Annotated in this window: 13 protein-coding genes; 2 read left to right on the forward strand and 11 right to left on the reverse strand. The window is 55.6% G+C overall.

What is annotated here, in order from left to right; all coding sequences use genetic code 11:
• Positions 1 to 936, forward strand: coding sequence for a carbohydrate kinase family protein (locus FHW17_RS13590; RefSeq protein ID WP_112522510.1), 936 nt, complete (start codon positions 1 to 3; stop codon positions 934 to 936).
• Complete coding sequence (gene ugpC / locus FHW17_RS13595) at positions 933 to 2,009, forward strand: sn-glycerol-3-phosphate ABC transporter ATP-binding protein UgpC (RefSeq protein ID WP_112522509.1); 1,077 nt, start codon at positions 933 to 935, stop codon at positions 2,007 to 2,009. Before FHW17_RS13590 ends, ugpC begins: the two co-directional genes overlap by 4 nt.
• Here the strand turns inward: ugpC and FHW17_RS13600 are convergent.
• The 11 genes from FHW17_RS13600 to FHW17_RS13650 all read right to left on the reverse strand — a co-directional run bounded on the left by FHW17_RS13600 (position 2,006) and on the right by FHW17_RS13650 (position 11,904).
• On the reverse strand, positions 2,006 to 2,908 hold the full coding sequence (locus FHW17_RS13600; RefSeq protein WP_227989148.1) for an AraC family transcriptional regulator: 903 nt from the start codon (positions 2,906 to 2,908) through the stop codon (positions 2,006 to 2,008). The genes ugpC and FHW17_RS13600 overlap by 4 nt on opposite strands.
• A gap of 136 nt (positions 2,909 to 3,044) precedes the next feature.
• Positions 3,045 to 3,971: an ATP-binding cassette domain-containing protein gene (locus FHW17_RS13605; RefSeq protein WP_182510103.1), complete on the reverse strand. Its 927-nt coding sequence runs from the start codon at positions 3,969 to 3,971 to the stop codon at positions 3,045 to 3,047.
• The gene (locus FHW17_RS13610) at positions 3,968 to 4,783 is read right to left on the reverse strand and encodes an ABC transporter ATP-binding protein (protein WP_091883001.1); all 816 of its coding nucleotides are present in this window, start codon (positions 4,781 to 4,783) and stop codon (positions 3,968 to 3,970) included. The genes FHW17_RS13605 and FHW17_RS13610 overlap by 4 nt, the downstream gene beginning before the upstream one ends.
• The gene (locus FHW17_RS13615) at positions 4,780 to 5,658 is read right to left on the reverse strand and encodes an ABC transporter permease (protein WP_112522544.1); all 879 of its coding nucleotides are present in this window, start codon (positions 5,656 to 5,658) and stop codon (positions 4,780 to 4,782) included. Before FHW17_RS13615 ends, FHW17_RS13610 begins: the two co-directional genes overlap by 4 nt.
• 15 nt (positions 5,659 to 5,673) lie before the next feature.
• The gene (locus FHW17_RS13620) at positions 5,674 to 6,651 is read right to left on the reverse strand and encodes an ABC transporter permease (RefSeq protein ID WP_112522507.1); all 978 of its coding nucleotides are present in this window, start codon (positions 6,649 to 6,651) and stop codon (positions 5,674 to 5,676) included.
• 55 nt (positions 6,652 to 6,706) lie between these two features.
• Positions 6,707 to 8,359, reverse strand: coding sequence for an ABC transporter substrate-binding protein (locus FHW17_RS13625; protein ID WP_112522506.1), 1,653 nt, complete (start codon positions 8,357 to 8,359; stop codon positions 6,707 to 6,709).
• A gap of 32 nt (positions 8,360 to 8,391) precedes the next feature.
• The gene (locus FHW17_RS13630) at positions 8,392 to 9,417 is read right to left on the reverse strand and encodes a glycoside hydrolase family 3 N-terminal domain-containing protein (RefSeq protein ID WP_112522505.1); all 1,026 of its coding nucleotides are present in this window, start codon (positions 9,415 to 9,417) and stop codon (positions 8,392 to 8,394) included.
• 35 nt (positions 9,418 to 9,452) lie between these two features.
• Entirely contained in the window at positions 9,453 to 9,932 is a 480-nt protein-coding gene (locus tag FHW17_RS13635; RefSeq protein WP_112522543.1) for a GNAT family N-acetyltransferase, read from the reverse strand.
• Positions 9,933 to 10,162: 230 nt separating this feature from the next.
• On the reverse strand, positions 10,163 to 10,531 hold the full coding sequence (locus tag FHW17_RS13640; RefSeq protein ID WP_112522504.1) for a YbaN family protein: 369 nt from the start codon (positions 10,529 to 10,531) through the stop codon (positions 10,163 to 10,165).
• 93 nt (positions 10,532 to 10,624) lie between these two features.
• A complete protein-coding gene (locus FHW17_RS13645; RefSeq protein ID WP_112522503.1) occupies positions 10,625 to 11,050 on the reverse strand; it encodes a hypothetical protein in 426 nt (141 codons plus the stop codon).
• Between the two features lie 167 nt (positions 11,051 to 11,217).
• Positions 11,218 to 11,904, reverse strand: coding sequence for a hypothetical protein (locus FHW17_RS13650; RefSeq protein ID WP_112551979.1), 687 nt, complete (start codon positions 11,902 to 11,904; stop codon positions 11,218 to 11,220).
• Positions 11,905 to 12,032: the final 128 nt, after the last annotated feature.

Raw genomic sequence — 12,032 nt, forward strand, 5'->3', positions numbered from 1 at the left:
ATGCGTCCGCTGGCTGTTATTGGAAATGTGAATGTTGACCTGATCCTCGGTCCTGCCGATCCTTGGCCGACGCCGGGAACCGAGATCATGGTTGATTATGACGAACTGCGTGTCGGTGGTTCTGCCGGTAATTCGGCTCTGACGTGGGAAGGACTAGGCATTGATTTCCAGATCGCCGCCAATGTCGGGACTGACCAGTTCGGCGAATGGCTGCACAAGGAATTCGGGGAAAGGGGTAAGCGCTGGCCGATTGCTCCAACGGGCACCACCCTTTCGGTCGGCATCACGCATCCCAATGGCGAGCGCACATTTTTCACCACGCGCGGACATCTCGGCGCGCTTTCATGGCCGGAGGTGCTTGATATGCTCGATGTCAGGCAGTTGCGTGGTGGTTACATCCTTCTATGCGGATCATTCCTGACCGACACACTGGTCGCAGATTATGATGCGCTGTTCGATTGGGCCGATGCCAACGATATTCGCATTGCACTGGATACGGGCTGGCCAATCGGCGGCTGGACAGAAGCCAATCGCGCGGCGACCCGCAAATGGCTATCGCGCTGCCATTGCGCCCTGTTCAATGAGGTGGAGACAACCCGCCTTGCCAATAGTGTTGAGCCTGCTGAAGCTGCACACAAACTCAAGGCGCTGATGCCGGACAATGCGATTGTCGTGGTCAAATGCGGACCGGATGGGGCATTGGCCGTTGGCTCGGATAATGAGTTGGTAAAAACCGATGCACCGCTGGTTTTCGTTGCCGATACGATAGGTGCTGGTGATGTTTTCAACGCGGCTTTTCTGGCCGCTCTCGCCAGAGAAATGCCGTTGCAGCAATGCATCGCCGCCGGTGTCCATGTGGCTTCCAAAGCCATTTCAACCGTACCGCGCCGCTATGACAGCCATGACCTCGATACCATGCCGGAGAATGCGCTATGAGCGCCCTTGAACTTATCGACATCCGCAAACGCTACGGCACTGTAGAAACCCTGAAAGGCATTGATCTCTCGCTGGCAAGCGGTGAGTTTCTGGTGCTTCTTGGCTCGTCCGGCTGCGGAAAATCCACACTTCTGAATATTATAGCCGGACTGGCCGAGGCGACGGAAGGTGATGTTCGTATTGGCGACCGCTCGGTGACGGGTGTGCATCCGAAAGACCGTGATATCGCCATGGTGTTCCAGTCCTACGCGCTCTACCCAAACATGTCCGTGGCACGCAATATCGGTTTCGGGCTGGAAATGCGCAAGGTTCCGGCAGAAGAGCGCACGGAGGCCATCCAGAAGACTGCGAAAATCCTGCAGATCGAAAATCTGCTTGAGCGTAAACCCTCCGAACTCTCGGGCGGCCAGCGCCAGCGCGTTGCCATCGGACGGGCGCTCGTGCGCAATCCGCAAATATTTCTCTTTGACGAGCCGCTCTCAAACCTCGATGCCAAACTGCGCATGGAAATGCGCACGGAGTTGAAGCGTCTGCATCTGATGCTGGGAACCACGATTGTCTATGTGACCCATGACCAGATCGAGGCGATGACGCTGGCAACGCGGATCGCGGTGATGCGCGACGGCCAGATCGAGCAATTGGCAACACCCGATGAAGTCTATAACCGCCCGGCTACCCGTTATGTCGCAAGCTTCGTTGGATCGCCGCCAATGAACATGCTGGAAGCAACCGTGGCTGACGGAGTGGCCCATATTGACGGGTCGATCGGCAGTTTCGTCTTGCCGGAAGAGGTCAGGGAAAAGGCCGGTCAGGTGCGTGATGTCGTTATCGGCATCCGCCCGGAAAGCCTAAGCATCGCAGCATCAGGAGATACGGCGCTAGGCATTGATGCGATGGTGGAAGTGGTCGAACTGACAGGCCCGGAACTGGTCGTCACCTCGACCATCGGCAATCAGCGCCTGACCGCCAGCCTGCCGCCAAAATCCAGCATCACGGCAGGGGTTGCCCAACGTTTCGCCATCGATGCCGGCGCCCTGCATATTTTTGACAAGGCGACCGGCAAGCGACTTTAGCCTTCAAGCAGATAGTCGGGCATGTCTTTCAACCGGGCTATATCACGCAGTGGCGGCTGACCGAAAAGGCGCGCATATTCACGGCTGAACTGCGACGGGCTGTCATAGCCAACCGTATGACCTGCCGTTGCAGCATCCAGCGACTGGCTGAGGATCAACCGGCGCGCTTCCTGCAAGCGAAGCTGCTTCTGATATTGCAGCGGGCTCATCGATGTGACCGCCTTGAAATGCTGGTGGAACGAAGACGGGCTCATATTGGCTTCGGATGCCACATGTTCGATGCGCAATGTCTTACGGAAATTGCGCTTGATCAGACCGATTGCCTTGTTCACCTGATGCAGACGGCTTTCGGACTGGGCAATCTGGCGCAAACGCCCTGATTGCTCACCGGTCAGCAACCGGTAGAGCAACTCGCGCTCGGTAAGCGGTGCCAGCATCGGAATGTCTTTTGGCGAGTCCAAAAGGCGAATGAGGCGCACAACGTTATCAAGCAGTTCCGGCCCCATCGGATTGAGCGACATGCCCCGGTCTGGAAGCTGGTTGCTGAAACTTTCTTTCGGCGCTTCAAGCAGCAATGCGCTGAGCATGGTGGGATCAAGATCGAGTTTCATGGAGAGATAAGGCTCGTCCTCCGATGCCTCGATGACATGACCAACAATGGGAAGGTCAACAGATACGGTCAGGTATGTTGCCTTGTCGTAGTAATAGACTTCATCGCCAAGCATTGTCCGCTTGCGACCTTGCGCGATGACGCAGACGGCAGGTTCGTGGACAACATGGTTCGGTTCAGTCGGGGCCGTGGCCCGCGCGAGATTCAAACGCGGAATATCCGTCGAAAACAGGCCATCGGCGCCCGTATGCTTTTCGATCAATTGTGCAAGTTCGGTGATTTTGTCCACGGCAGGTCTCCTCGGATAACACCCGCCCAATCTAGGTACTATCACGCACGCGAACCAGAGCCGGAACATCGGCTTTGGTTCGATTTGGAGGATTGTGCAATCATCCGGCAGTTTCAGTCAATCGCAAGGAGGCGTTTTACGCCGCACGCATGCTTGCCACCTGACGGATGAAATGGTCCTGATCAATGGCAATGACGCGGTCCTGCGGAACGGCGGACAAACGCCTGACCTCTTCCACATCAGAAGCCTTCAATTGGGCCTTTGGATCATCAAACCGCATTTCCGGGTCCGGCACGGCTGACAGGAGAAGCTTGGTATAGGGATGCTGCGGATTATCGATGACCTTGTTGACGTTACCCCACTCGACGACCTGTCCCGCATACATGACGACGATATCCTCCGCGACATAACGGGCGGTGGCGATATCATGGGTGATATAAAGCAGCGCCAGCTTCATATCGCGCTTCATCTCATTAAGCAGATTGAGCACTCCAAGCCGCACCGAAACATCGAGCATGGAGGTGGGCTCATCGGCAACAATCACTTGCGCACCAACGGCGAGAGTACGAGCGATGTTGACACGCTGACGCTGGCCGCCGGAGAGTTCGTGCGGGTGTTTCTGCGCAACGATTTTCGGATCAAGCTTGACCCGCGTCAGCAACTCTTCAATCGCCGCATCGATCTGTTTACCCCTGAGATCACGCCGATGCAGCTGCAATGGACGGCGCAGATGATAGTCAATCGTATGAGCCGGATTGAGTGAGGAAAACGGGTCCTGAAAAATCATCTGGACTGAACGGCGATAGGCGGCGAGCGCTTTGGCATTATCCGTTGAAACAGGCTTGCCCTTGAACAGCAACTGGCCTTCGCTCGGTGTATATTCCCGCATCACCAGCCGCGCACAGGTGGTCTTGCCACTGCCGGATTCCCCGACAAGCGCAAGGGTTCTGCCCGCATGCAATTCAAAGGAAACCGACTGCGCGGCATTCACCTGAAATGGCGGGCGGCCAAAGGATTTTGATACCCGGTCGAGCGCAAGGATAGCGGTCTGCGGCTCGCTCATGTCGGCACCCTTTCCATAACCGGTTCCCCATGTAGCGACGGGAAGGAAGCCCAAAGTTTCTTTGTATAATCGTGTTGCGGATCACCGTAGATTTTCTCGGCGGTATTCTGCTCGACCAGTTTGCCCGCCAGCATAATGCCGATACGGTCGCAGAACTGCACCATCAGACCGAGATCATGGGTGATGAACAATACCGAAAAGCCGAACGTGCGGCGTAGCTCATTGATGCGTTGCAGGATTTCCCGTTGCACCACCACGTCGAGCGCCGTTGTCGGCTCGTCCATGACAACGATTTTCGGGTTCAGCGAAAGGCAGATGGCAATGACGATACGCTGACGCATGCCACCGGAAAACTGGTGCGGATAATCCTTCATACGATCCGGCGGGATATCGACAAGACGCAGCATTTCCGCAGTGCGCTCGCGTGCTTGCGCCTTGCTCATCCCTTGATGGGTACGCAGCACATCATAGAACTGCGCTTCAACACGCAGCACCGGATTGAGTGAATTCATCGCGCTCTGGAATACCATGGCAACCTCCCGCCAGCGAAAATCACGCAGCTGTGCCGGATTGAGGTCAAGGACGTCCCTGCCCTCCAGCAATATCTGGCCGGAGCGGATCAGTGCCGGAGGTTTGTGCAAGCGACTGATGGCAAATGCAATCGTGCTTTTGCCGCAACCGGATTCACCGGCAAGTCCAAACGTCTCACCATGGGCCACATCAAAACTGACATCATCCACAGCACGAAAATCTGTCTTGTCGCCGATATAGTCGATGGTGAGGTTCTTCACCTGAAGCAGAGGTGTGGTCACAGGCGGCCCTCCCCGGAACGGATGAGTGCGGACCAGCGGCTCATGCTATTGCCCGTCCGAAGACGCGGATTGGCGATCTCATCCACGGCAAAATTCAACAGGGAAAGTCCGATGCCCAGAAGCGCGAGCGCGAAACAGGGCGTTAGAATATCCCACCACGCACCAACCGACAGGGCGGATGCCTTCTGCGCGTTATAAAGCATCATACCCCATGACACGGTCTTGGGATCGCCGAGACCAAGGAACTCCAGCGTCGCCTCGGTGATGATGGCGAAGATTACACTGCCGATGAAATTGATACCGACAATGGAAATCAGGTTCGGGAAGATTTCGAAGGTCATGATGCGCCAGCGCGGCTCGCCCATCATCTCGGCGGACTTGACGAAATCCTTTTGCTTGACGGAAAGCGTCTCCGCACGCGTCACGCGGGCACCCCACGCCCAGGATGTAAGCCCAAGAATAACAGCGATCACCAGCGGACTGGCCTGACCTATGAATGAAGCAAGCACGAGAAGCAGTGGCAGATTGGGAACAACCAGCACCATATTGGTGAAGAAGCTGATGATCTCATCGGTCTTGCCGCCGCGATAACCGGCAATAATACCAAGCGCAGTGCCTAGCACCGTGATTATTAGTCCGGCCCCGAAGCCCACCGCAAGCGAGGTTTGCGCCCCGTAAATCAGGCGGGCGAAGACATCCTGCCCGATGCGCGTCGTGCCAAGCCAATGGTCAGCCGAAGGTGGCTGATGCGGTCTGCCCACACGCGCGGCGGGATTATATTCTGTCAAAAGTGGTGCCGCGAGGGCGATCAGTACAATGATCAGGAGGATGATCATCCCGACAAGTGCTTTGCGGTTGCGGACAAGTCCGGCAATGAGTGGTTTCATGGCTCATGTCCTCCGCAGGCGTGGATCGAGCAGCACATAGCTGATATCCACGATGAAATTGGCGATAAGCATGGCGATGGTCATGATCAGAAGCTGGCCCTGAATGACGGGATAATCGCGGGCGAGGATCGCCTGATAGAGAATATTGCCGAGGCCGGGATAGTTGAACACAACTTCAGTTACCAGTGAGCCGCCAAGCACGGTGCCAATGGCGATGGCTAGGCTGCTGACGGTTGGCAAAAGCGCATTGCGCGCCGCATACCAGATCATCACCCGATTGTCGGAAAGGCCTTTTGCTCGCCCCATGACGATATAATCCTCGCCGAGGAGATTGATCATATTGTTGCGCATGGTCACGGCAAATCCGCCTGTGAGCACCGAGCAGAGCGTCACCATTGGCAGAATGCCATGATAGAGCACGCTCGCGATATAGGTGAACGAGAAAGACGGATCGAGCGCAGGATCAGCCGAATAGCCTGTTGGAAACCAGTTGAGCGTGAACCCGAAGAAAAACAACACGATCAGCGATGTAACAACCGCCGGAACCGATGTAGCGAAGATCGCGCCAACGGATACGACCACATCGAAAACACTGCCCCGCCGCCATGCAGCGAGAATGCCGAGAAACGTTCCGAGCGTGAAACTGATGAGGGTTGCTGTTCCCATCAGAGCGACCGTCCAGATCAACGCATGGCCGAGAACTTCGGTTACAGGCAGCGGGAAATATTTGATCGAGCGGCCGAGATCGCCGGTAAAGATGCTCTGCAGATAGGTCAGATATTGTTGCCAAAGCGGCCCGTCAACAAAGCCAAATGTCAGTTTCAACGACTCAAGATTCTCCGCCGACAGTTCGGTGCCGGTGCTGGAAAACATGATCTGGATCGGATCTCCCGGCATGAGGCGCGGCAGGAAGAAATTGATCGTGGCAGCCGCAATGAAGGCTGCCAGATAGAATCCGAGGCGTCGAAGCAAAAAAGCCATATGCATCCCCCATCGCGGCAAAGGCGGCTAAAACCGCCCTCGCCTGTTGCGATGCCTATTTGACCGGCTCAAGCGCCAGAAGGTGAATGAGACGCGCCGGATTGTTGCGCGTGATCGAAGGATTGACGAATGGATGTTCCTTTGTCGACCAGCCGGTGAAGCGCTTGGTATTATACTGGTACCAGTTCGGATTGTTGAACACCGGCATCATGGGCAGGTTTTCCGCGACAATGCGTTGCGCCTTGTTCATCACATCCTTCTGGGCCGCCGGATCGGCGGTGCGGGTGAAATCAACCAGCAGTTTGACGAGATCGGGATTGAACCATCGCTGCGCGGTAAAGCGGGTCTTGCCCTTGTCGGTCTCGTTAAAGGCGCGCTGATAGGGGTAATAGGGCGATGCGGCGGCCGGCAGGCTGTTGATGGCCATGTCGAATGAGCCATTGATGAGATTACCAGACCAGACAGCCTCCTCCGGTGTGGCAATCTTCACATCGAGGCCCGCCGCCTGCATGCCTTCAATGGCAATCTGAACCGTGTCAATCCAGTCGGTCCAGGCATTGGGCACGATCAGCGAGAATGACAGCTTTGACCCATCAGGATTGTCGCGGAAACCATCGCCATCCTTATCCGCATAACCGGCTTCATCAAGCAAAGCCTTGGCGGCATCCGTGTCATATTTTCCATATTTGCCGAAGTCCGCGAGGACGGAGGGATCAGACCAGTTCTTGTAGAGTTCACCCATGCCTGATGGATCATCATTCAGGGTCGGGTAGCCATAACCAGCCACATCAATCATCCCCTGACGATCGAGCGCCATACTGACGGCACGGCGGAATTTCACGTCATTGAACGCTTTGCGGTTATTCTCGTTTGCCGTTTCCAGATTGAACAGGAAAGCCACCATGCTACCCGGCGTATACCAGTAATGGAAATGCGCGGGGTCCTTGGCGACATAGGTATTTTCCACGTCAGGCAGGAACGAGACACCCCAATCGAGTGTGCCATTGGCGGTCGCCGTCAGTATCTGATTGTTGTCAGCCAATTGCGGGAAGCGCATGCAATCGACCTTGAGATCGGCTGCATCCCAGTAGTTCGGGTTGCGGCACTGGTCATAAGTCTGGCCTGTGAACCTGACAATCTCAGTCATCGGGCCACTACCAACAGGGCTTTCATTGGCAAAGGTCACGGGATCGGCGATATCCTTCCAGACATGCTCCGGAATGATTGGCACCTGCACCAGTTGGTCAGCCGCAAGCGAGCTTGGATTGACCAGTGTGAAACGCACCGTCTGTGCATTCACGACATCAACACTGCTGATGAACTTCCAGATGCTGACAAAATCGAGTGCCGGGAATTTCTTCAGATAGTCATAGGTGAATTTCACGTCAGCAGACGTGAACGGCTTGCCATCCGACCATTTGAGATCAGGCCGCAACTTGAACTCGATGCTCTTCAGATCATCGGCCAGCTTGAAACTTTCGGCCAGACGGAAGTTCGGCTTGTTATTGTCAAAGCGGTTGAAAATGACAAGCGGCTCATAGATGAAATCAAGCGTACTTTGACGGGCTGATGTCTGATTGAACGGATTGAAATTGCGCACCCATGTGGTGGCAGGTTCGATATTGACGGTCAGCACGCTCTGCGCCATGGCAGGTGCTGACAAGAACAGCATTGCAGATGCTGCTGCAAACAGACGGTTTCTCGACATGCGTATTCCCCTGTTTTTATTGTTAAACGCGTTCAACTGACGAGTGCGCTGGCAAACATGTCTTCAACTTCCGCATGGGCAGCTTTGACATCAACTTTCAACGAACCAAGGCGGGCATTGGCAGCAGCGATGCGGCGGGCCGCCTCTTCAGTCAGCGGGCGGGAAGCCTTTGCAGCCGCTTCACTATCGGCAAGATCGCCATGGCTGTGCAGCGCAATGTCAAAACCGGCATCAAGAACCTGTGCGACGCGTTCAGGCATTGTGCCCGTCAATGAGTTCATGAAAATGCAGTCGGAGATGAGCACGCCTTCATAACCCAGATCCTTGCGGATCACATCGAGCATGACAGGCGAAACGGAAGCGGGCTGCTCCTTGTCATAGGCGGAATAGACCACATGGGCCACCATAGCCCATGGCGTATCCTTCAGATCAATGAAGGGTTTGAAATCGGTAGCCAGAAGAGTTTCCTTGCTGGCGTCAACAACCGGGCGCTCCTTATGGGAATCAAGCGTCGCGCGGCCATGACCGGGAATGTGTTTGATCACGGGCATGTTGCCGGTTTCGAGAAGTCCATCGACAACTTCGCGGCCAAGAATGGTGACAAGCTCGGAATCAGAACCAAACGAACGCGCGCCAATAACATCGCTCGTCGTGTCGAACACCAGATCAAGCACTGGCGAACAGCCGCTGGAAAGACCAAGCTCGGTCATCATGGTTCCCATGGCGCGGGAGGAAAGACGCAAGGCTTCGCGCGCCAGTTCAAGATCGTGATGGGCCAGCTTTGCAAATTCGCCAAAGCTGCGGAACAGTGGCCAAGGACCTGCATCCAGATGCTGCACACGTCCGCCCTCCTGATCAGTAAAGACAGGTGCATCCTCGCGGCCGACAGCCTCACGGAAACTTTCAATCAGTGCCTTGACCTGCTGCGGCTCGCGCTGATTGCGGCGACCAACGAAGAGGCCAAGCGGATTGGTCTCGCGAAACAGCGCAATTTCGTCTGAAGACAAGGTTGTGTTCGGAATGCCGACAAACAGGGCGAGAGGCAATTGGCTGGACACTGTATTTACTCCATAAGATCTGATTGGAAACGGGGTCAGGTGCGCTTGGCGCGCAACATGCCCTCATAAATGCCTTTGTCTTTGGCCGGGATTTCAATGGCACCGGCTGCCTTGGCGTAAAAGTCCACAGGCCCCGCATCGCCGATAAACGCGTAGGCATGACCGAGTGTTTTCATTGTCTGCAGGGTGGCCGAAAACAGAGCAAGGCCAATGCCTTTTCCCTGTTTGTCAGGATGAACGCCGGTGGGGCCAAAAAAGCCGCGCGCGGTTGCATCATAGCAGGCAAATCCCACAAGCTCGCCGTTCTCAATCGCGATAAGACAGGCGGAGGGCTGGCGCGTGATGGCAACGGCAACTTCACTGCCCCAGTTTGCGCTGAAATGCTCACGAACCCAATCTGTGACCAGCTGCGCTTCTGGCGCAAGCACAGGGCGGATCGTGACAGCGACATTGTCAGCTTTGTTTTTTAGCTCCGCCAGCTTGTCCGTGTACAAGCTTACAAGTAAATCAGCCACCGCCACTCCCTATTCAGTATTTCCATTATAATGGAATATATCCCCTTTTAATGTAATAGAGTTGGATTTTTGAATGGGCTTGTCAACTGGTTTTTGCCTGTGGCATCTGGCGTCCCGCCAGTTCCAGCAATTACTGGGCTGGGAATGATCCTGAACAACAGCGGTATGGAATGGTTCTGGGCCGAATGGAGGTCGCTGCTTCGATTCGGACCAATATGGTTATCGTTTTGCTAGACAGTTGGACGTGACACGACATACCAGGCGCAGGCGATGAAGAACAAAGCGACCACCGCGCCGAGAAGCGGGCTCGGCCGGGCAAAATACCAGAACGAACCATAGCCGAATGCCATGCCGCCACAGGCAATCCATTTCACCCGGACTGGAATGGCACCATGGCGCTGCCACTGGACCAATGTCGGCCCAAAGATCGGATGTTCCAGCAGCCATTTTTCAAAGCGTGGGGAAGAGCGACCAAAGCACCACGCGGCGATGATCAGGAAAATGGTCGTAGGCATGACGGGAAGCAGCGCCCCGATAAACCCGAGCGCGACCATCACCCATCCAAGCGCAAAGTAAACCGCACGTCGTGTCCCGTTCATTTCATCCGCTCCTCCGCCTCACATTGACGGTAAAGGAGCGGTTTAACCGGAAAGGCTGTCAATGTCAGCCTGTACACTTGCCGCCCGTATATTTCAGAAGCCGAAATGGCCTTTTAACCCGGGAACAGAGGCTACAATCTTGTCAATCAGCTCCGGGTCAGCGGAAGCCTTGGCATGGGCAACGACCGCAGAACCAGCCTGTTGAATTTGTTCCACTGTCAAACCGCTCGCCTTGAGCGTCGCGACACCATTGACGATTGCCCCGACTTTTTCACCCGCAGCGCCACCAAGAAACCCGGTTATGCTGGACAGTAAACCACCCAATTGATTGCCCGCAGCCATGACATCAAAGCTCTGCGCCAGCTGCGCCGCGCCGGGTATGTTGGCAAACAGAGTTGCGGCCTGCTCAGGTGCTTCATGCTGAAGCACGGAAAGCACAGTGCCCGCCGCCTTTTCCGCCACCTGCGGATCAAGATTGGCTTCCGTTGCTATCGTGTTGACCAGATCTTGTATCGGCATGGGATTCTCCTTTTGCGAGCGCAGAACTGAACATTATCCATTCTCTATGGGAATTGGATGACGCCAGAAAAGGCTGGAGGTTGCAAGCTGAAACGCCCGGACAGGAGATCGTCCTATCCGGGCGTTTCTAGAGTTTCAAAGAGCAAACGCTCTATGTCTGTTCGCTGTTATTCGGCCTTCAGGCGCGTGTTGCATGCGCTCCAATATTGCGGCCAAGTTTGACCGGCAACCTTGTTGGCAGCCTTTGCCTTCTGCCATTCATCGCCGCATTCGCGAATGCGCGAGCGGAACGCAATCTCACCGGGGGACAGCGGCTTGCCATTGGCGGATGTTTCCGGTGCTGTGGCAGCCTTGCTGGCAGCAGCTTTGGTTGGCGCAACGGTTGGTTCCGGCGGCGGCGTCGCGTCGGATTGATCCGACTTCAGGCTGTCACTGCAAGCCGAAAGGAACTGCGGCCACTTCTGGCCATTCAGTGTACCAGCTGTTTTGGCTGCCTGATACTGCGTGCTGCATTCCTTGGTTACAGCCTTTCCGGACATCGCGCCCGCAGCTGCGGGTGCTGCCGCCGTTGTCTGTGCCTTTGCCGGTTTCATGGCGTCTTTCGCCTTCACCGCCGGAGCGGGAGCAGGTGCTGCTGCGTCTGTCTTCAGATTGGCACTACAGGTTGAGAGGAACTGTGGCCATGTCTGGCCATTCAGCTTGTTCCCATCCTTGGCTGCCTGATATTGAGTGCTGCATTCCTTGGTGACGGACTGGGCCGCAGTGCTGGCTGCAGATGCCGGGAGGGCAAAAAAGGTCATTCCGGCGCCAACAATCACCGATGCGGCGAGCGTCTTTGTAAGAAACTGGTTCATTTTCATGTGTTCCTTGCGAGTATGGTTCGCGTTTCCCCCGGTACGCACCATGCGTTCCGGTTTAACAATGCCTCGATGGCTCCCGTCCCTATTGAATGAAACGCGTTCAACGCATCACTCGAAGTCAT

Source organism: Phyllobacterium sp. P30BS-XVII (assembly GCF_014138335.1).
Lineage (GTDB): Bacteria > Pseudomonadota > Alphaproteobacteria > Rhizobiales > Rhizobiaceae > Phyllobacterium > Phyllobacterium meliloti.